Annotated in this window: 21 protein-coding genes; 12 read left to right on the top strand and 9 right to left on the bottom strand. The window is 59.7% G+C overall.

Annotated elements, in window-relative coordinates; genetic code table 11:
* Window positions 1-130 precede the first annotated feature (130 nt).
* Both BLR16_RS18590 and BLR16_RS18585 read left to right on the top strand, forming a co-directional pair.
* A complete protein-coding gene (locus tag BLR16_RS18590) occupies window positions 131-1,162 on the top strand; it encodes an alpha/beta hydrolase (protein ID WP_003436719.1) in 1,032 nt (343 codons plus the stop codon).
* A gap of 143 nt (window positions 1,163-1,305) precedes the next feature.
* The gene (locus BLR16_RS18585; protein WP_072364493.1) at window positions 1,306-2,109 is read left to right on the top strand and encodes a hypothetical protein; all 804 of its coding nucleotides are present in this window, start codon (window positions 1,306-1,308) and stop codon (window positions 2,107-2,109) included.
* 74 nt (window positions 2,110-2,183) lie between these two features.
* On the opposite strand, the gene prmB is transcribed toward BLR16_RS18585, so the two are convergent.
* Window positions 2,184-3,092, bottom strand: coding sequence for a 50S ribosomal protein L3 N(5)-glutamine methyltransferase (prmB, locus tag BLR16_RS18580; protein ID WP_003371525.1), 909 nt, complete (start codon window positions 3,090-3,092; stop codon window positions 2,184-2,186).
* Between the two features lie 260 nt (window positions 3,093-3,352).
* Between prmB and BLR16_RS18575 the strand changes: the two genes are divergently transcribed.
* From BLR16_RS18575 to BLR16_RS18565, 3 genes are all read left to right on the top strand, one after another.
* A complete protein-coding gene (locus tag BLR16_RS18575) occupies window positions 3,353-3,943 on the top strand; it encodes a cysteine hydrolase family protein (RefSeq protein WP_003315142.1) in 591 nt (196 codons plus the stop codon).
* A 148-nt stretch (window positions 3,944-4,091) separates the two neighbouring features.
* Complete coding sequence (locus BLR16_RS18570; protein ID WP_074808015.1) at window positions 4,092-4,409, top strand: hypothetical protein; 318 nt, start codon at window positions 4,092-4,094, stop codon at window positions 4,407-4,409.
* Between the two features lie 45 nt (window positions 4,410-4,454).
* Window positions 4,455-5,012: a Smr/MutS family protein gene (locus tag BLR16_RS18565; RefSeq protein ID WP_003436724.1), complete on the top strand. Its 558-nt coding sequence runs from the start codon at window positions 4,455-4,457 to the stop codon at window positions 5,010-5,012.
* A 453-nt stretch (window positions 5,013-5,465) separates the two neighbouring features.
* Here the strand turns inward: BLR16_RS18565 and BLR16_RS28645 are convergent, their stop codons facing one another.
* Both BLR16_RS28645 and BLR16_RS28640 read right to left on the bottom strand, forming a co-directional pair.
* The gene (locus BLR16_RS28645; protein WP_003371518.1) at window positions 5,466-5,633 is read right to left on the bottom strand and encodes a hypothetical protein; all 168 of its coding nucleotides are present in this window, start codon (window positions 5,631-5,633) and stop codon (window positions 5,466-5,468) included.
* 90 nt (window positions 5,634-5,723) lie between these two features.
* Window positions 5,724-5,933: a hypothetical protein gene (locus BLR16_RS28640; protein WP_032609968.1), complete on the bottom strand. Its 210-nt coding sequence runs from the start codon at window positions 5,931-5,933 to the stop codon at window positions 5,724-5,726.
* A 486-nt stretch (window positions 5,934-6,419) separates the two neighbouring features.
* Here BLR16_RS28640 and folE point away from each other — a divergent pair, with 486 nt between their 5' ends.
* Window positions 6,420-6,965 (top strand): GTP cyclohydrolase I FolE, encoded by a 546-nt coding sequence (gene folE / locus BLR16_RS18545; protein WP_003436728.1) that lies wholly within the window; start codon window positions 6,420-6,422, stop codon window positions 6,963-6,965.
* 73 nt (window positions 6,966-7,038) lie between these two features.
* Complete coding sequence (locus tag BLR16_RS18540) at window positions 7,039-7,416, top strand: glutaredoxin family protein (protein ID WP_003315148.1); 378 nt, start codon at window positions 7,039-7,041, stop codon at window positions 7,414-7,416.
* Window positions 7,417-7,437: 21 nt separating this feature from the next.
* Here BLR16_RS18540 and BLR16_RS18535 read toward each other — a convergent pair whose 3' ends face one another.
* The 3 genes from BLR16_RS18535 to BLR16_RS18525 are packed head-to-tail and all read right to left on the bottom strand — an operon-like array spanning window position 7,438 to window position 9,663.
* Window positions 7,438-7,824 (bottom strand): lysozyme inhibitor LprI family protein, encoded by a 387-nt coding sequence (locus BLR16_RS18535; protein WP_003436730.1) that lies wholly within the window; start codon window positions 7,822-7,824, stop codon window positions 7,438-7,440.
* A 30-nt stretch (window positions 7,825-7,854) separates the two neighbouring features.
* Window positions 7,855-8,457 carry a glutathione S-transferase family protein gene (locus BLR16_RS18530; protein ID WP_003343108.1) on the bottom strand — a complete coding sequence of 201 codons (603 nt, stop codon included), beginning with the start codon at window positions 8,455-8,457 and terminating at the stop codon, window positions 7,855-7,857.
* Window positions 8,458-8,496: 39 nt separating this feature from the next.
* Complete coding sequence (locus BLR16_RS18525) at window positions 8,497-9,663, bottom strand: aminotransferase-like domain-containing protein (protein ID WP_074808012.1); 1,167 nt, start codon at window positions 9,661-9,663, stop codon at window positions 8,497-8,499.
* An 82-nt stretch (window positions 9,664-9,745) separates the two neighbouring features.
* On the opposite strand from BLR16_RS18525, the gene BLR16_RS18520 reads away from it, so the two are divergent.
* Complete coding sequence (locus BLR16_RS18520) at window positions 9,746-10,216, top strand: MarR family transcriptional regulator (protein WP_042931015.1); 471 nt, start codon at window positions 9,746-9,748, stop codon at window positions 10,214-10,216.
* Between the two features lie 116 nt (window positions 10,217-10,332).
* Window positions 10,333-11,526 carry a benzoate/H(+) symporter BenE family transporter gene (locus BLR16_RS18515; RefSeq protein ID WP_024663024.1) on the top strand — a complete coding sequence of 398 codons (1,194 nt, stop codon included), beginning with the start codon at window positions 10,333-10,335 and terminating at the stop codon, window positions 11,524-11,526.
* 26 nt (window positions 11,527-11,552) lie between these two features.
* On the opposite strand, the gene BLR16_RS18510 is transcribed toward BLR16_RS18515, so the two are convergent.
* Window positions 11,553-12,488 (bottom strand): S66 peptidase family protein, encoded by a 936-nt coding sequence (locus tag BLR16_RS18510; RefSeq protein ID WP_074808009.1) that lies wholly within the window; start codon window positions 12,486-12,488, stop codon window positions 11,553-11,555.
* A 375-nt stretch (window positions 12,489-12,863) separates the two neighbouring features.
* Here BLR16_RS18510 and BLR16_RS18505 point away from each other — a divergent pair, with 375 nt between their 5' ends.
* Window positions 12,864-13,871, top strand: coding sequence for an NADP-dependent oxidoreductase (locus tag BLR16_RS18505; protein ID WP_003436735.1), 1,008 nt, complete (start codon window positions 12,864-12,866; stop codon window positions 13,869-13,871).
* A 77-nt stretch (window positions 13,872-13,948) separates the two neighbouring features.
* Here BLR16_RS18505 and pyrF read toward each other — a convergent pair whose 3' ends face one another.
* Window positions 13,949-14,647 carry an orotidine-5'-phosphate decarboxylase gene (gene pyrF / locus BLR16_RS18500; protein WP_003436736.1) on the bottom strand — a complete coding sequence of 233 codons (699 nt, stop codon included), beginning with the start codon at window positions 14,645-14,647 and terminating at the stop codon, window positions 13,949-13,951.
* 291 nt (window positions 14,648-14,938) lie between these two features.
* Between pyrF and eat the strand changes: the two genes are divergently transcribed.
* Window positions 14,939-16,303: an ethanolamine permease gene (eat, locus tag BLR16_RS18495; protein WP_054081137.1), complete on the top strand. Its 1,365-nt coding sequence runs from the start codon at window positions 14,939-14,941 to the stop codon at window positions 16,301-16,303.
* Between the two features lie 119 nt (window positions 16,304-16,422).
* On the top strand, window positions 16,423-16,590 hold the full coding sequence (locus BLR16_RS18490) for a DUF2897 family protein (protein ID WP_003371498.1): 168 nt from the start codon (window positions 16,423-16,425) through the stop codon (window positions 16,588-16,590).
* Between the two features lie 35 nt (window positions 16,591-16,625).
* On the opposite strand, the gene BLR16_RS18485 is transcribed toward BLR16_RS18490, so the two are convergent.
* Window positions 16,626-17,465, bottom strand: a complete 840-nt coding sequence (locus BLR16_RS18485; RefSeq protein ID WP_032609972.1) for a substrate-binding periplasmic protein — start codon at window positions 17,463-17,465, stop codon at window positions 16,626-16,628.
* Window positions 17,466-17,517: the final 52 nt, after the last annotated feature.

The following is a 17,517-nucleotide window of genomic DNA, read 5'->3' as shown; positions in this document are numbered from 1 at the left end:
GAAAAATCAGCCAAAAAACCAGATCGTTAAACCAAGCGCGCCAGTATACGCAGGCTCGCGGTTCAGTTCATCCTCGAACCTTCTGTCACGGCGTGCGTCCAAGCGTGACTCCCCCAATGATGGCCTTGCGATGTTATCCGGTATTTCCCTGCTTCGAGTTCCCAACGCGCTGCGTCTGCTGGCCCTGCCGATAACCCTGATCCTGAGCCTGGCCGCCGCAACCGCCAGCGCTGCTGCACCCGGCACGGTGCAGCGGCCGATAAGCGTGGACACCGAAAACGGCAAGCTGTACGGCACGCTGCTGATGCCGCGTTCCGACAAACCGGTGCCGGTGGTGCTGATCGTCGCCGGTTCCGGCCCCACCGACCGCGACGGCAACAACCCGGAAGGTGGACGCAACGACAGCATGAAACGCCTGGCAGTGATCCTGGCCAGCAACAATATCGCCAGCGTGCGCTACGACAAACGTGGCGTCGCGGCCAGCAAGGCGGTCACACCGGATGAACGCAACCTGAGCGTCGAGCGCTACGTGGCCGATGTCCAGCTCTGGGCCAGAGCACTGAAAGCCAACCCGCGCCTGGGCCAGTTGATTCTGTTGGGCCACAGCGAAGGTGCGCTGGTGGCGACGCTGGCGGCTGAGAAGGTAGGTGCAGCAGCGCTGATCTCCGTGGCCGGCACCGGACGCCCGGTGGATCAGGTGCTGCGTGAACAGTTTCAGGAGCGCCTGCCACCGGACCTGCTGCAGCGCAGCGATCAGTTGCTCGACGAACTCAAGGCTGGCAAGACCGATGACAACGTGCCCGCCGAGCTGGAAGTGGTGTTCCGCCCCAGTGTCCAGCCGTACCTGATCTCGCTGTTCCGCCAGGATCCGGCGGCGGCTTTCGGTGCCTTGCACATTCCGGCGCTGATCGTTCAGGGTCGCAACGATATTCAGGTCGGTGTGGGCGACGCGCTGCTGCTGCAGAAAGCCAAACCGGATGCCCAACTGGCCCTGATCGATGGCATGAATCATGTGCTGCGCATCGTCCCGGACGATCTGCAGCAGCAACTGCTCTCCTACCGCAATCCGACCCAGCCGCTGGCCAGTGAAGTGACCGAGCGGATCCTGAGCTTCATCAAGGCACTCCCTGCCCCGGACGCCCCACACGGAAAAAAGATCTGACGCGCACAAGTCAACAGCCCTTCAGTCCTGGCAAATCTGGCCGATAGCAATGTGCTGGCCCTGTGTTCCGGCACCTTAGTGTTTCGGCACCTTTATGCCCCGGCAAACATGCTCCGGGGCAAGGCCCAGGAAAGGACACCCTTATGACAGACGCAACTACCATGACTGAAACCCTCGCAGAACCGGCCAGCGCAGAAGTCGCAGTGCCAGTACCCCCGCAGCCGTGGGAAGACGTTCTGCCCGAAAGCTTTCAGATGCTGCGTCTGTCGCCACTGCCTACCGACCGTGCTACCGGCGGCCGCCCTCTGCGCTTCGTACAGTTCGGGCGTGCCGAGCGGCACAGCAAGGCCTTGAGCCTGCTGCGGATCACGGTGCAATTGCCAGGTCAGCGGGTCCGCAAGGAACAGAACCATCTGGATATCTGGGCCGACCACGAAAAGCGCGTGGTGCGCTTCGGTCCCGAGTCAGGCTTGCAGATCGAGCCATGGAACCGCGGCATCGGGCGCTTCATGATTGCGCATGCGGTGCATTGGGCGCAGAAAAGATGGTCTTCCTACAAGATTGAAGGCGTGGCGCTGGCCAGCAAGGACGGTCTGAACGAAGACACACGTCTGCGTCGCGATCACTTTCTGCGCACTCTGGGCTTTGAAGTGACGTATGCCGATGCCCAGCACATGAAAGGCGCGATCAAGGATGTGCACGTCGGCAACCTGCACAGCACCTGGAACAACGACAAGGTGCAGATCATCGAGATTCTCGAAGCCTCGCAAATGCTGGAAAAGGCCGAGAAAAACCTGATCGAACAGGAGGTGACGATCCGTCAGCATGAAGACCGGGTGAGCAAATACAAGCGTGAGGACAGCGGCCTGCGCTTCACGATTGCCTGCCTGGTGACCTTCGCGGTCTTTCAGGCCGGACTGCTGATCTGGATCGCGACGCACCGATAAAAGACACGCCGATAAAAAAGGGAGGCTGATATCGGCCTCCCTTTGGTCTCAGCCGCTTGTCGCGGCTGTTGAGCTCAAACCTTCGACTGGAACAATGCCTGATGGTCGCGGCACTGTTCTGCCGTGAGCATGAACACACCATGCCCGCCCCGCTGGAAGTCCAGCCAGGCGAAATCGACCTCCGGATACAGCGCCTGCACGTGCACCTGGCTATTGCCGACCTCGACAATCAACAGGCCCTTCTCGTTGAGATGATCGGCGGCCTGGGCGAGCATGCGGCGGACCAGGTTCAGGCCATCGCTGCCACAGGCCAGCGCCAGCTCCGGCTCATGCTGATACTCGTCAGGCATATCGGCAAAGTCTTCGGCGTCCACATAGGGCGGGTTGGAAACGATCAGGTCAAAGCGCTGACCCGGCAGGCCGTCGAATCCGTCGCCCTGAACGGTGTAGACCCGGTCCTCCATGCCGTGACGTTCGATGTTCTGGTTGGCCACTTCCAGCGCGTCGTAGGACAGGTCGGCCAGGGCCACCTCGGCTTCCGGGAACACATCGGCACAGGCGATACCGATGCAACCGGAGCCAGTGCACAGGTCGAGAATCCGCGCCGGCTCGTCGGCCAGCCAAGGGGCGAAACGCTCTTCGATCAGCTCGGCAATAGGTGAGCGCGGGATCAGAACGCGGTCATCGACAATGAACGACATGCCACAGAACCAGGCCTCGCCCAGCAGGTACGGGGTCGGCACACGGTCATCGATGCGCCGCTTGATCAAGCGTTGCAGTTCGGATATTTCGTCGACTTCCAGGCGGCAATCCAGGTAGCTGTCGGCAATTTCCCAAGGCAGGTGCAGTGCGCCCAGTACCAGTTGCCGCGCTTCATCCCAGGCATTGTCGGTGCCATGACCGAAAAATACGTCTTCCTCGTGAAAGCGGCTGACGGCCCAGCGTATATGGTCGCGCACGGTACGCAAACGGGAAGTGATCATGGACAAACTCCTTGAAAGGCACGAACTGTTGTAAGACGAGCCTCGGTGAACAGTCTGGTTACGAACAACGTGCATTCTTCGTACCCGATAGGCGGGGAAGTTTCCATGATTCGCGTACCGCCATCAAGGCAAACCGCCATCCACCCCCTCCTCCAACTGCCCTGCAGGCCATAAAAACCGTGGCTTGCGATGGTTGCCATTCCCAGAACGCTTCAGCCAGAGGACAATGTCGCAAAAGCCCCACACCAAGGAGCCCGTGAATGTCCGATTTAAAGACCATGTTTCAACTCAGTGGCCGGGTGCATGCGCCTGCCCATCTGAGTAACGCGACGCTGATCATCATCGACGCGCAAAAAGAATACCTTCGCGGCCCGCTGGCCCTGACCGGCGTCAGGGAAGCGATGGCCAACATCGGCCGACTGGTCGAGAAAGCACGGGCGGTCAAGTGCCCGATTGTTCACATCCGCCATCTGGGCACTGTGGGCGGCCCGTTCGATCCACATGGCGAGCGCGGCGAACTGGTGCCGGAGCTGTTGCCGCAGGGTGATGAACATCTGGTCGAAAAACGCCTGCCCAATGCCTTCAATGGCACCGGACTGCATGAACTGCTGCAGAGCCTGGGGCACCTGGACCTGATCGTCTGCGGCTTCATGAGCCATTCGAGTATCAGCACCACGGTTCGCGCCACCAAGGACTACGGCTATCGCTGCACCCTGGTCGACGATGCCTGTGCAACCCGTGACCTGCCGAGCCCGCACGGCGTGGTCAGCGCTGAGGTCGTGCACAGAACCGAGATGGCAATCATGGCCGACAACTTCGCCACCCTGGCACTGACCAAAGACCTTGTCTGACGCTACACAGGCGAAGGAGCGTGTGACAGCGTTCACATAACCGCCCATCCTTTGCCGTCATGGATCGTCCCGGAGGCGGGAACCACCCCTCCTTCCCCGGGTCAGAGCGCCGATACTCCATTGAGCTGATACCTGTTGAGGAAAAGGCATGAAAACGTCAGATGGTTTCGATGCACGTCGCCTGCGCCCCAGGGGTCAGGGCAACTGGGGCAAACGCATCGGCACGCTGATCGCACTGCTCCTTGTGGTCGCAGGCCTGTTGCTGGCGGTTGTCGGTGCATCCAGCCTCACGGTTCACCCGCAGATGCTGGGCGAACTGAATGCCAGCCCGGGCGGCGCGGCGTTTGTCGCCATCGGCGGATTGCTGGTGCTGTACATGGGCGTCTGGCTATGGCGCCGCTGCCGTCGTCAGCGCAGTGGCGGCGGCTTGAGTATCTCTTCGCATCTGATGAAAAAACACAACTGACCCTCTCGCCTGAGCGGTTAGAATGGCCTCCTTCGCGGAGGCCACATGCAAGACGACGATTTTTCCCTGTTCAGAAGCGAGACACGCGGCGTCAAGCCGCTCAAGCATGAACACGCCGATGTCGGCAAACCCAAGACCGATCGAAAAATGCTGGCCCGTCTGCGCCAGTCGGCAACCGTGCGTACCGACTCGGTGACCGTCGACGGCTTGTCGGATCAATTCGTGATCGACGTCGGTCCTGAGGATATCCTGAGCTGGTCGCGTGACGGCGTGCAGGAAGGTCAGATGCGCAAGCTCAAACTCGGGCAGATCAGCTTCGAGGGCAGCCTTGACCTGCATGGCATGAGCGTGGAAGTGGCGCGAGAGACGCTGTGGGAATTTCTGGCTGAAGCGACGCGTCTGGAAATACGCTGCGTACGTGTCACCCATGGCAAGGCGGTACGCCTGGACGGCAAGCGACCGATGATCAAAAGCCACGTCAACACCTGGCTGCGTCAGCATCCGCAGGTACTGGGCTTTTGCTCCTGCCTGGCCAAACACGGTGGTGCAGGCGCAGTGTACGTAATCCTCAGGCGCACCATGATGGAAGGGCGCGACGAGTAGAACCCGCCGCGCCCTTCCAGTCAGTCAGACCCTGTACGCCGGCCCTGCTGGTGAATCAGCGACCCGGGCCAGGGCCGCCAGGACCAGGGCCACCGCCTTCATGGTGACCGCCACCGCCACCGCCGCCGCCATGTCCGCCCGGGCCAGGCCAGAACGGCCAGCAGCCGGAAACGGACGACAGTACAATCGCGAACAACGCTATTTTTGCTACTCGACTCAACATCCGGGTTTACTCTCTAGACAGGCAATGGATTGATGACCTGCCTACTCAGACCGTGATGGACGTCAGAAGTGGGTAGCGATCTGGTCGCCAACGTGTAAGCGAGAGGATACAAAAGCTGTAAAAGCGGATTTCCAAGGGCAAACAAGACACGGGCCGTCAGACACAAAAAAGCCATATGGCCTTGGCCTGACTCAGGCGATTAACTGCCGTGGCCTAGCTCTCGCAGGCGTTCAGAACCAGACCTTGAATGCAAGCCATGAAAAAACCAGAGCAAATACTGCACCGGATGCAGCAGACACCAGGACGTTTCGTGGTTCATGGGCAGACATATTGCGGACCTCGTTGCCCAACTGCTCAAGGTCTTCGCGCATCCGCTTTATGACTTGATCGTGACTCATACTCATCTTCTCTCGAAATGCCGATTCGTGCGTTATGTGCACACCTTCGCTTGGTCCAGCCTGAATCTCAAGCGCTGCAGGTCATGTCCGCTACTGAATACTGGCTGCCTGAAGCTTGTGGATGAAAGCGGCAGCCGTAACGATTACGGTGATCAACCCACCAGCCGCCACAAATGGATAAAAGCTTGTTTCGCGCTTGAGCTTATCGGTCTCCGCAATCATTTTTCGCGCCTCAGCCACAAACTTGTGAACCTCAGCCTGGAGTTTCTCAAGCTCAAGCTCGTCTCTTTGATTCGCCATCCAACCTCCTGTCAGACTTTGGATTGCATCTCGCAAGCCGCTTTCATGAAAAGGATACGCTTCACATCTGCTTTGCAGATGCTTGAAAAAGCTACGGCATATGTCATTCCAGCGCTCCAATCAAGGCGACAGAAACGCATGTCGGAGAGCCCAAGCCAAAACACATGCTCTCTGCATTCGCTTTTCTGCGACTCTGGAAAGCACCTGGCTATAGCGCAATGCCGGGCAAAGTCTAAAAACCGGAGCTGATTGCGAAAGCATTACGAGGCCACGGCAGTACAACTGCGAGCACACCTACGCTACCATGTGCCCAATCGCCGGGATAAACCCCGCATTCATCGCCAATCAACGAGATCCGCAGGTCACGTATGCGAAATCGCCCAATTCCACTGGAGCGGGATCGGCAAACGGGACACCAGCTCGATTGGTAAAAAATCGGTACAGGCCCAAACGTACCGCTCTGAAACCTATACGGAATCACCCTCTGTGACACTGGAACAGAATTACACCGCCATCCTCGGGCAATTGGGCGAGGACGTCTCGCGCGAAGGTCTGCTGGACACCCCCAAGCGCGCCGCCAAGGCCATGCAGTATCTGTGTCGCGGCTACGCGCAGACCCTGGAAGAAGTGACCAACGGCGCGCTGTTCAGCTCCGATGCCAGTGAAATGGTGATGGTCAAGGACATCGAGCTGTACTCACTGTGCGAGCACCATCTGCTGCCGTTCATTGGCAAGGTACACGTGGCCTACATCCCGCAGGGCAAGGTGCTTGGTTTGTCGAAAGTAGCGCGGATCGTCGACATGTATGCCCGCCGTCTGCAGATCCAGGAAAACCTGAGCCGCCAGATCGCCGAGGCCATTCAGCAGGTCACCGGCGCGCTGGGCGTTGCGGTGGTGATCGAAGCCAAGCACATGTGCATGATGATGCGTGGCGTCGAGAAGCAGAACTCGGCCATGATCACCTCGGTGATGCTGGGCGAGTTCCGTGAAAACGCGGCCACCCGCAGCGAGTTTCTCAGCCTGATCAAGTGACCGTTCAGCCTGCGTTCACCTGCCGTGAGGCACGCTGAATGCACGGCTGGCCACGCCACCGCCCGCAAGAGGTATGACCTTGTTCATGAAAGCGTTAAGAGTCGGCCTCGGCCAACTCGTCATCGGCATTGATTTCCTGACTCGCCCGAGCAGGAAAAAACGTGACCCGCAGGCCCAGGCGGCTGTCGCTGAAGCGGCTCAGGACCTGACGCTGTATCAGTTCCATGCCTGCCCGTTCTGCGTGAAGACACGTCGCGCCCTGCGCCGCCTGAATGTTCCGGTCGCGTTGCGCGATGCGAAAAACAATGAGCTTGATCGCCAGACACTGCTCAACGAGGGCGGCAGGATCAAGGTGCCTTGCCTGCGCATCGAGGAAGGTGACAAAACCGTATGGATGTATGAATCCAAGGTGATCATCGACTATCTGAACCAGCGCTTCGGAGCGATCTGACCGCTGTTTGGCCGGCGCCTCTCAGCGCGGGCAACCTTCCTCGCGGCAAGCCACATAGGCTTGCAGTTGCTTGAGACGCACACGGGTCTGCTCGGCCAGGCATTGCGATTGCAGCAATGGCCAGATAGAGCCTGAGTCCTCGGGCTTGCCCGCCTGATACAGGCAATCGGCATCACGCAGGGCTATCCACTTTCGTTGTGCATCCTTGAGTGCCTGCTTTTTCGCCGGGGTCTTCAACCACGCCATTTGCGCGTTGTACTGCTTGTTGAGCTCGGCATCGAGCGCTGCCTGCTGATTGGCAGCGCAGCGGTTCATGCTGGCCTGATTGGCGTCGCAGTCCTCGGCCTGGGCCGAGCAGCCGATACCCAGCGCAATGAAAGCACCCAGAAGTACGATTGAAACGCGCATACATTTCCCTTTGTTCAAATGACGGACGTGTCAGTCCAGCATACCGATATAACCCGGCTGTGCCTTGACCCGATCCAGCCAACGGCGGATCCCGGTATAGGGTGCCAGATCGAAACCGCCCTGATGCGCGACGTGGGTGTAGGCATACAAGGCAATGTCGGCGATGGAGAAATTCTCGCCGACCAGAAACGGCGTACGGTCGAGCTGCTGCTCCATGACCGCCAGTGCGCGATAGCCGGCTTTCTGCATGGCGCGATACTCGGTCATGCGTTCAGCCGGCAAGCCCAGGTAGAACTGGATGAAACGGGCCACTGCGACCGACGGCTCATGGCTGTACTGTTCGAAGAACTGCCATTGCAGAACCTGGGTGCGCAACCTCGGTTCGCTTGGCAGGTACGAAGAACCGTCAGCCAGAAAGTTGAGAATCGCGTTGGACTCCCACAGGCAAGTGCCATCCTCCAGCTCCAGCACCGGAATCTTGCCGTTGGGGTTCTTTTCCAGAAACGCCGGGGTCTGTGTTTCGCCGTTGAGAATATCGACCGGCACCCACTCGTACTCGCTGCCCAGCAGATTAAGCATCAGCTTGACCTTGTAGCAGTTGCCCGAGTTGTAATCGCCATAAACCTTGTACATCAGACTGCTCCCTTGCTGCGTCTATGTTGACGTCTTGAATCAGGCGGCTTGCAGAAGGTGTGCTGCGCGGACCACCGACGCCAGACGTTTTATACCCTCATCGAGCCGTGCAGGGTCGATATGGCTGAAATTGAGCCGCAAGTGACCGTGATTGGCGTCCGGATCGGCGAAAAAAGGTTCGCCCGGCATGAACGCCACATCGTGCGCCAGTGCTGCATCCAGCAAGGTGCGCGTATCCAGCGGCTGCTTCAGCGTCAACCAGAAGAACAGTCCGCCTTGCGGGCTGTTCCAGGTGGCCAGGTCTGAAAAATGCGTTTGCAAGGCACTCTCGAACGCATCACGACGGCCCCGGTAAAACTCGCACAGCGTCACCAGATGCTCACGATAGTGCTCAGTACCAATCCACTGCAAGGCCTGCCACTGGCCGAGGCGATTGGTATGCAGATCGGCCGACTGCTTCAGACGCAGCAAGTGCGGAAACAGATCGGGGCTGGCGATCAGATAACCCACCCGCAGGCCTGGCAGCAGTGTCTTGGAAACCGTGCCGGTATAAATCCAGCTGGCCGTTTTCAGACTGCTGACAATCGGCCTGGCACTGCCGCCGTCAAAACTCAGTTCACGGTACGGTTCGTCCTCGATCAACGTGACACCGAACTCATCGAGCAAGGCCGCAACGGCATCGCGACTGGCCTGGCTGTAGCGCACCGCCGAGGGGTTCTGGAACGTCGGGATGAGGTAGGCGAAGGCTGGTTTGTGCTGTTCCAGACGCTGACGCATGGCAAGCAGGTCCGGGCCATCGGCCTGCAACGGCACGGTGATGCAGTCGGCGCCGAACAGCTGGAATATCTGCAACGCCGCCAGATAGGTGGGCGCCTCGAGGAGAATTTCGGTGCCTTTGTCGATATACAGCTTGGCGGCCAGGTCCAGTGTCTGCTGAGAACCACTGACCACCATTACCTGACGGGCGTCGCAGTCGATACCCAGAGCGCGGGCATCGGCGGCCAGCGCTTCACGCAGCGCAGGTTCGCCCTCGCTCATGCCGTACTGACCCAGCGCAACAGGCATGTCGGCCCACTCCACTTTGGGCAGCATTGACTCGGCGGGCAGACCACCGGCGAACGACATCACTTCCGGGCGCTGAGCGGCGGCGAGGATCTCGCGAATCAGAGAACTTTTCAGACGGGAAACGCGTTCGGAGAAAGCCATGGCAGTTACCTGTAGCCGAGACAATTGGAAATACGTCAAACTGGTTGACTCAAATTACGACGATCAACCCGGATACGTCAACATGCTTGACCTTAAAAAACCTGCCAATCAACAAATGGCCATGGAAGCGTTCTTCTTCGGCTATCAGGCATTCACTGCCAAGGCTGATGAAATGCTGGCCAGACGCGGCTTCAGTCGCGTGCACCAGCGCATCGTATTTTTCATCGCCCGTTATCCCGGCCTGAGCGTCAAGGAGCTGCTCACCGTATTGGGCGTCAGCAAACAGGCCCTCAATGCCCCGCTACGTCAGCTGATCGCCATGAATCTGGTGCACAGCGCTGCCCCCGAAAATGACAAGCGCAAACGACTGCTGGGCCTCACCGATGAAGGCGCCCTCTTTGAACAGGGCTTGCGCCGCGAACAGGTCAAACTGCTGCAGCGGGTGTTCGCCGAAGCAGGTCAGGATGCCGTGGATGGCTGGCTGACGGTCAATCGGGCGCTGGGGCAGACCCTGCAATCCGGAGCCTGTCCGGCCGGGGCTGACGCCGAGTAAACGCCACGGCTGCAACTGTGCTGGCGTTTACTCATGTCGCTGTATTGCAAGGCGCAGCAGCCATGCGTTTAGGCTTGGCGCCCTTTGCTACCTGCCCGTTTCAAGGAACGCCCAGCATGAACCAATCCCTGAAGGTGCCATTGCGCCCGCTGACAGACTCATCGCCGTCGGCGGTGGTTGCCGGTTTCATCGCCATGATGACCGGCTGCACCAGTTCGCTGGTGTTGATTTTCCAGGCGGGCCAGGCGGCAGGGCTGAGCAGCGTGCAGATTTCATCGTGGCTGTGGGCGCTGTTCATGGGCATGGCGGTGTGCAGCATCGGCCTCTCGCTGCGCTACCGCATGCCAATTACCGTGGCGTGGTCGACACCCGGCGCCGCACTGCTGATCACCAGCCTGGGCGGCGTCAGCTACCCGCAGGCCATTGGCGCGTTCATCACCAGCGCGCTGCTGGTGATTCTGTGCGGGGTGACCGGCAGTTTCGAGCGCATCGTGCGGCGTCTGCCAGCGTCGCTGGCTGCGGCCTTGCTGGCAGGGATTCTGTTCCGGATCGGCAGTGAGATCTTTATTGCCGCACAGCACCACACCAGCCTGGTAATGGGCATGTTTTTCACTTACCTGCTGGTCAAGCGCCTGTCGCCGCGCTACTCGGTGCTGCTCGCGCTGCTGGTCGGTATCGGCATCTCTGGCATGCTGGGTTTGCTGAACTTTGACGGCCTGGCGCTGGAAGTCGCCATACCGGTCTGGACCACCCCCGCGTTTTCATGGGCAGCGACAGTGAGCATTGGCATCCCGCTGTTCGTGGTGGCCATGACCTCGCAGAACATGCCGGGTGTGGCCGTGTTGCGAGCCGACGGCTACTTCCCGCCTGTTTCGCCGCTGATATCGGTGACAGGCTTTGCCTCATTGCTCACGGCACCGTTTGGCTGCCACGGGATCAATCTGGCCGCGATCAGTGCCGCCATCTGTACCAGCCCTCATGCGCACGAGGACAAGTCCAAACGCTATACAGCGGCGATCTGGTGCGGGATTTTCTATGCGATAGCCGGCATTTTCGGTGCCACCCTGGCGGGTCTGTTCAGTGCGTTCCCCAAGGAACTGATGCTCTCGATTGCCGCGCTGGCGCTGCTCGGGTCGATCACCAATGGCCTGACCGTTGCGATGGCCGAACCGAGGGAACGCGAACCCGCCTTGATCACCTTCATGGTAACCGCCTCGGGACTCACGCTGTTTTCCATAGGCTCGGCATTCTGGGGCATCGTCGCGGGTTTGCTGACCTTGCTGATCCTGAACACACGCAAGGCCGATTAGGCCAACCGCTGGCAGCGCGGCAGAGATCAACTACGCGCGGCAGCCGCTACCAGCAGGGTTCCGGCGTCGGCATCGAGTATCGCCTGGGTGCCCAGGGGCACTGCCTGATTGGGATCTCCATGCCCTACCGGCAGACCGCCGAGCACCGGGATGCCGAGACTGCCCAGCCGCTCCAGCAGCACATCCGCGGGGCTGATGGTGCGGCCAGTGTTTGGAGCAGGGGTAAATTCGCCGACGGCAATGCCGGCCAGAGACGCAAGAATCCCGCAGTTGCCCAGGTGGGTGAGCATGCGGTCGACCCGGTAGGCGGGTTCGTTGACCTCTTCGATGAGCAGGATGGCGCCGCTCAGGTCAGGCATGAACGGCGTACCCACAGAGGTATCGAGGATGCACAGGTTACCGCCCAACAGCAGGCCCTGTGCGCTGCCAGCGGTTCTGACCCTGGCCGTTGGCGAGGCCGGATCAGCCTTGAGCAGGACAGGCTCGGTGCTCATCAACACATGGCGCATACCGCTGACGAACAGACCGCCACGTTCCAGCTGCGAAGCGACCGGTCCATGAATGGTCGCCAGGCGCGCATGGTTCCACAGCGCACCGTGCAACGCGGTGATGTCAGAAAAGCCAGTCACCAGCTTGGGATCACGACGCACCGCGTCCATATCCACCTGCTGGACAATCCTTTGCACGCCATAGCCACCGCGAGTGCAGATGACCGCGCGGATTTCCGGGTCGGCCAGCGCGGCGTTGAGGTCGGCGAGCCGCTCTTCATCGGTCCCCGAATAGAACGAGTAGTTGCCCAGCGCATGCGGATAGACCCGCGGGCGCAGCCCCCACCCCTCAAGTACCGCCACCGCCGCCTGGATCTTGCCGGGGTCCACAGGGCTTGCCGGAGAGACCAGTGCCACGGCGTCGCCAGCTCGCAGAGCCCGGGGGTGAAGAGTGTTTGAAGAGGTGGCAGGCATCACGGTCGTCCAAGCGTTGATCGAACTAGGAATCTAGGTTCTGTACGAAAAGTCGGCGAGCGAAGGTCAGGCAAGGCAAAAACAGGCGAGGAAGCGGAGTGTACGTGTTGTAAATGAACATTCCGAGCCTGTGTTTAACGCAGCATCACCGAGCGCAGCCACTTTTCGTACAGAGCCTAGAGCACTGAGGGGGCGCGACTCAAGCCATATCCGTCATCAGCATGGCTCATCCGCAGATCCGTCTGAACGCCAGCGGCGCAACGGACTCCTATCAATCACATGGATCAAACGGCATTCGCTGGGTGATCGCTTCTTGTCCGAATGGCGCGATGAGCGTTTGAATCCATTCTTGAACCCTTTTCAGGAGACCCTGCCATGACCGATCTTTCCAACCGCCAGTTCCTGCTCGCCAAGCGCCCTTCGGGCGATGCGCGCCGTGAAGACTTCACCTATCAGGAAGTCCCGGTCAGCGCACTTGCCGACGGGCAGATTCTGGTCAGGAGCAAATACCTGTCACTGGACCCGGCAATGCGTGGCTGGATGAATGACGGCAAATCCTACATTCCAGCCGTAAAGCTGGGCGAAGTAATGCGTGCCCTCGGCGTGGGTGAAGTAATTGAATCGAAAAACCCCAAGTTCGCCGTAGGTGACCATGTTCAGGGCGCCCTGGGCGTGCAGGACTACTTTGCTGGTGAACCGAAGGGTTTCTACACGGTGGACACGAACCTTGCGCCACTGCCCCTTTATCTGTCAGCACTGGGCATGACCGGCATGACCGCCTACCTGGCGCTGCTGGATGTCGGCCAACCGAAAAGCGGTGACACCGTGGTGATTTCCGGTGCGGCAGGCGCTGTCGGCAGCGTGGCCGGGCAGATCGCCAAGCTCAAGGGATGCCGGGTCGTCGGCATTGCGGGAGGCACGGAAAAATGCCGTCTGCTGACCGAGGAGCTGGGCTTTGACGCCGCCATCGACTACAAATCCGAAGACGTCATGGACGGTCTGAAACGTCACTGCCCGGATGGCGTAAATGTGTACTTCGACAACGTCGGTGGCGACATCCTCGATGCGGCACTCAGCCAACTGGCGGTCGGCGCGCGTGTGGTGATCTGTGGCGCCATCAGCCAGTACAACAGCACCAAGGCGATCAAAGGCCCGGCCAACTACATGTCGCTGCTGGTCAACCGTGCACGTATGGAAGGCTTCATCGTACTGGACCACCCAGAGCGCTTTGCAGAAGCGGGCCAGGTCATGGCCGGCTGGATCAAGGAAGGCAAGCTCAAGAGCAAGGAGCACATCGTGGAAGGCCTCGAGACGTTCCCGGAAACCTTCCAGATGCTGTTCAGCGGTGAGAATCAGGGCAAGCTGATCCTGAAAGTGGAATAAACCCGCAGGGTTTTCGCAGCGTCACAGCCCTTCCCCACGATGCAGGTAAAGAGCCGTGACGCTACGAACCCATCCACTCAAGCCAGCTCGGCAACCACCGCCGCCAGGGCCTTCGCCGGGTCAGCCGCCTGGCTGATCGGGCGGCCGATGACAAGGTAGTCAGAGCCTGCATCCAGTGCCTGACGAGGGGTCAGGATACGACGCTGGTCGTCGTGCGCACTGCCCGCCGGACGAATGCCGGGTGTCACCAGTTGCAATGACGGGTGAGCGGCTTTCAGAGCCTGCGCTTCCAGCGCCGAGCAGACCAGACCATCCATCCCGGCTTTCTCGGCCAGAGCAGCGAGGCGCAGCACCTGCACCTGCGGGTCGATGTCCAGGCCGATACCGGCCAGGTCCTCACGTTCCATGCTGGTCAGAACGGTCACACCGATCAGCAGCGGCTGTGGGCCAGTGCGCTGCTCAAGCACTTCCCGACAGGCCGCCATCATGCGCAAGCCACCCGAGCAGTGCACGTTGACCATCCACACGCCCATCTCGGCCGCCGCCTTGACCGCCATCGCCGTGGTGTTGGGGATGTCGTGGAATTTCAGATCCAGAAACACTTCGAAGCCCCTGTGGCGCAGGGTCTCGACGATGTCGGCCGCGCAACTGGTGAACAGTTCCTTGCCAACTTTGACCCTGCACAGTTTGGGATCGAGCTGATCAGCCAGGCGCAAGGCGGCTTCGCGGGTCGGAAAATCCAGGGCAACGATGACAGGAGTCTGGCAGGCGGACATGAGCGTGGTCTCAGGTAAGTCGAAATCGGCGCGCATTGTAGCTGAACCGGCGCACTGGCGGGACCCGTAGATCGGCATTTGCCCGAACAGCGTCCTCACACCTCTGAATTCCATGCACCCCTGGCGGTCATCGCCGCACCAATCCGGACCAAAGCTTTACAACGAGTTGAATCGATTCATCCTGACGTTCTGTAAACGACCCGTTTTGAAGCATCACGACACCGATGCGTGCACTGGCACGGCCTCTGCAACAGGATGTTTCAACGTTTATCGAATCCCAGGGAGAGAACAATGAGCACACAACTCAAGCCGACGCTCGGCACGATTCATTTATGGGGGATCGCGGTAGGGCTGGTGATTTCCGGCGAATACTTTGGCTGGAGCTACGGCTGGGGCGTCGCGGGTACGTTGGGCTTTTTGGTAACAGCCCTGATGGTTGCAACCATGTACACCTGTTTCATCTTCAGTTTTACCGAGCTCACCACTGCCATCCCCCACGCGGGCGGTCCGTTCGCCTACAGCCGTCGCGCCTTTGGCGAAAAAGGCGGACTGATCGCCGGCATGGCCACGCTGATCGAATTCGTCTTTGCGCCACCGGCGATTGCCATGGCCATCGGTGCGTACCTCAACGTGCAATACCCGGGTCTTGACCCCAAGCATGCGGCAGTCGGCGCCTACATCGTGTTCATGGCGCTCAACATCGTGGGCGTGAAGCTCGCGGCAACCTTCGAGCTGGTGGTGTGCATTCTGGCTGTGGCCGAGTTGCTGGTGTTCATGGGCGTGGTTGCACCTGCGTTCAGCTTCAGCAACTTCGCCCTGAACGGCTGGGCCGGTTCGCAGACTTTCGGACCCGAAGCCATTGCCGGCATGTTCGCTGCCATTCCCTTCGCTATCTGGTTCTTTCTGGCCATCGAAGGCGCTGCAATGGCCGCCGAAGAAGCCAAGGACCCGAAACGTACCATCCCGAAGGCCTATATCAGCGGCATTCTGACCTTGGTGATACTGGCGATCGGCGTCATGCTGTTTGCCGGTGGCGTGGGTGACTGGCGCACCCTGGCCAACATCAACGATCCCCTGCCGCAAGCCATGAAAGCCGTGGTCGGTGACAGCTCCGGCTGGCTGCACATGCTGGTGTGGATCGGCCTGTTCGGCCTGGTCGCCAGCTTCCACGGGATCATCATGGGTTACTCGCGCCAGTTCTTTGCCCTCGCCCGCGCTGGCTACCTGCCCGCCTCGCTGGCCAGGCTCTCGCGCTTCCAGACACCGCACCGGGCAATCATCGCCGGCGGCCTGATCGGCATCGCCGCGATCTACAGCGACGGCCTGATCAACCTGAGCGGCATGACGCTGACCGCTGCGATGATCACCATGGCCGTGTTCGGCGCCATCGTCATGTACATCATGAGCATGCTCAGCCTGTTCAAACTGCGCAAGACCGAGCCTGGCCTGGAGCGCACGTTCCGCGCACCCGGTTATCCAGTGGTGCCCGGCATCGCTCTGGCGCTGGCCGTCGTGTGCCTGGTGGCAATGGCCTGGTTCAACGCACTGATCGGCCTGATTTTCCTGGGCCTGATGGCCATCGGCTTTATCTACTTCAGTCTGACCGCCAAATCCCGTGCCGACGCGCCGACCGACGCGATGCTGACCGGGGATTGATCACCGGAGTTCTTCGGGTTGCGGGCGAATGCTTTCGCACGCAACCCCTTCAAGGCGCATACACTTGAACCATTGGGTAGCCGTGCTGCTCAAACCGGTATCACAACAAGGAGAGCGCTATGCCCTGGTATGCCTGGTTAATTCTGCTCGTAGCCATTGGCTCGGTCGTCGGCGGTCTGATGATGCTGCGCGACACAGCCAAGAAACTGCCCCTCACTGAAGAACAGCTCAAGCGCGTCCACGAGCGCAACGCAGAAATGGATGCCAAGGACGCCAAGGACCGCTAAGTGCCTCCGGGTGGCAGGCGGACACCTGCCACCCGCTACTTGTCAGGCATCTCGGCGTTTATCGGAAGCACCTTGATATTTAGCGGCTCGAAAATCTTCGCCAACTGCCCATCTGCACGCAACCTCTCCAGTAATTGCCTGAAGTGCGAAACATCAATGTTGCCGTTCGGGCGCAACAACGCATATTGACGGTAGATCTGATCGACACGGTCGGACACCATCAACTGCGCCGCTTCATCCTTGTTATGCGCCATGAAATCAATCAGGTACGAACGGGTAACGGGTGCAATATCGGCGCGGCCGCGCACCACCATCAGCAAGTTGCTGTCGTGGGAGTACGTGGAGGTAATGGTGAAGTGCTCGCTCAGGTACTTCTGATCGGTATTGAAGTTGGCAAATCCATAATGATAGCCACTGAACAATGCCAGACGTTTGTCAGCCAGGGTGTCGAAGTAATCCTGCCCCCGCCCTTCTTCCCGGCGCGCCACATAGACCTCGGCATCCTCGAGCCCCATATCGAGCTGTTCATGTGGAATGTCCTTCCAGCCCCAGTCAGGGTTTTCGAAGACTGCAACATCGAAACGCCCTTCCGTGAAATCACGAAAACGCCGGGGCACCGAGGTCGGGATCATCACGAATTCGTAGTCGTCCTGCTCGCCATTCAGGGCGTCGATCAACCTGGGTAAAAGACCGGCGTCTTCACCTTTTTCAGGGCGCACCATATAAGGGGGGAAGTGCACTGCGGCCACGCGCACGATCTGCGCGGCGAAGACCTGCGGCGTTGCCATCAACGGAATGAAGAGCATGACGCCGGTAACGATCTTGCGCGCCACACCGTCAATTAACACTGCAAGTCTTTTCATAAAACACGACATCAATCAAAGCCGTTCAAACTATGCGGTTTCCATGATTTAAACAACTGTCAAA

This window comes from Pseudomonas sp. BS3767, assembly GCF_900099665.1.
Classification (GTDB): Bacteria; Pseudomonadota; Gammaproteobacteria; order Pseudomonadales; family Pseudomonadaceae; genus Aquipseudomonas; species Aquipseudomonas cerasi.
Note: the sequence above shows the minus strand (reverse complement) of the source record. Positions and strands in the feature narration are given on the sequence as shown.

What these genes read in the sequence shown, in the direction of transcription:
- BLR16_RS18590 (WP_003436719.1), top strand. Translation starts at nt 131, where the DNA reads ATGTTATCCGGTATTTCCCTGCTTCGAGTTCCCAACGCGCTGCGTCTG.
- BLR16_RS18585 (WP_072364493.1), top strand. Translation starts at nt 1,306, where the DNA reads ATGACAGACGCAACTACCATGACTGAAACCCTCGCAGAACCGGCCAGC.
- prmB (WP_003371525.1), bottom strand. Translation starts at nt 3,092, where the DNA reads ATGATCACTTCCCGTTTGCGTACCGTGCGCGACCATATACGCTGGGCC.
- BLR16_RS18575 (WP_003315142.1), top strand. Translation starts at nt 3,353, where the DNA reads ATGTCCGATTTAAAGACCATGTTTCAACTCAGTGGCCGGGTGCATGCG.
- BLR16_RS18570 (WP_074808015.1), top strand. Translation starts at nt 4,092, where the DNA reads ATGAAAACGTCAGATGGTTTCGATGCACGTCGCCTGCGCCCCAGGGGT.
- BLR16_RS18565 (WP_003436724.1), top strand. Translation starts at nt 4,455, where the DNA reads ATGCAAGACGACGATTTTTCCCTGTTCAGAAGCGAGACACGCGGCGTC.
- BLR16_RS28645 (WP_003371518.1), bottom strand. Translation starts at nt 5,633, where the DNA reads ATGAGTCACGATCAAGTCATAAAGCGGATGCGCGAAGACCTTGAGCAG.
- BLR16_RS28640 (WP_032609968.1), bottom strand. Translation starts at nt 5,933, where the DNA reads ATGGCGAATCAAAGAGACGAGCTTGAGCTTGAGAAACTCCAGGCTGAG.
- BLR16_RS18540 (WP_003315148.1), top strand. Translation starts at nt 7,039, where the DNA reads ATGACCTTGTTCATGAAAGCGTTAAGAGTCGGCCTCGGCCAACTCGTC.
- BLR16_RS18535 (WP_003436730.1), bottom strand. Translation starts at nt 7,824, where the DNA reads ATGCGCGTTTCAATCGTACTTCTGGGTGCTTTCATTGCGCTGGGTATC.
- BLR16_RS18530 (WP_003343108.1), bottom strand. Translation starts at nt 8,457, where the DNA reads ATGTACAAGGTTTATGGCGATTACAACTCGGGCAACTGCTACAAGGTC.
- BLR16_RS18525 (WP_074808012.1), bottom strand. Translation starts at nt 9,663, where the DNA reads ATGGCTTTCTCCGAACGCGTTTCCCGTCTGAAAAGTTCTCTGATTCGC.
- BLR16_RS18520 (WP_042931015.1), top strand. Translation starts at nt 9,746, where the DNA reads ATGCTTGACCTTAAAAAACCTGCCAATCAACAAATGGCCATGGAAGCG.
- BLR16_RS18515 (WP_024663024.1), top strand. Translation starts at nt 10,333, where the DNA reads ATGAACCAATCCCTGAAGGTGCCATTGCGCCCGCTGACAGACTCATCG.
- BLR16_RS18510 (WP_074808009.1), bottom strand. Translation starts at nt 12,488, where the DNA reads ATGCCTGCCACCTCTTCAAACACTCTTCACCCCCGGGCTCTGCGAGCT.
- BLR16_RS18505 (WP_003436735.1), top strand. Translation starts at nt 12,864, where the DNA reads ATGACCGATCTTTCCAACCGCCAGTTCCTGCTCGCCAAGCGCCCTTCG.
- pyrF (WP_003436736.1), bottom strand. Translation starts at nt 14,647, where the DNA reads ATGTCCGCCTGCCAGACTCCTGTCATCGTTGCCCTGGATTTTCCGACC.
- eat (WP_054081137.1), top strand. Translation starts at nt 14,939, where the DNA reads ATGAGCACACAACTCAAGCCGACGCTCGGCACGATTCATTTATGGGGG.
- BLR16_RS18490 (WP_003371498.1), top strand. Translation starts at nt 16,423, where the DNA reads ATGCCCTGGTATGCCTGGTTAATTCTGCTCGTAGCCATTGGCTCGGTC.
- BLR16_RS18485 (WP_032609972.1), bottom strand. Translation starts at nt 17,465, where the DNA reads ATGTCGTGTTTTATGAAAAGACTTGCAGTGTTAATTGACGGTGTGGCG.